A 208-nucleotide genomic window follows, 5' to 3' on the forward strand; every position below is an offset into this window, starting at 1 on the left:
TGGAACTTTGGAATTTATACATCACTTCGATCATATTGCCCGCTTTAGTATAATCTAATGATTCAGCTCCCGGAACAAGACCTGTCGCAAGAGATGACATAATCTTCTCATATCCTGTTGTTGCCTGGATTTTCTCAACAAGAGGTATATATACGTTTCTTACTTTTGTAACATATTCCGGAATATTTTGTACTACCGGATAAAGTCC

At 37.0% G+C, this 208-nt stretch carries 1 pseudogene; it reads right to left on the reverse strand.

Going from position 1 to position 208, the window contains the following annotated elements:
• Positions 1-208, reverse strand: a pseudogene (locus NE671_RS15815) (stage III sporulation protein J); the annotation flags it as partial.

This window comes from Blautia sp. DFI.9.10 (genome assembly GCF_024461705.1).
Classification (GTDB): domain Bacteria; phylum Bacillota; class Clostridia; order Lachnospirales; family Lachnospiraceae; genus Blautia_A; species Blautia_A fusiformis.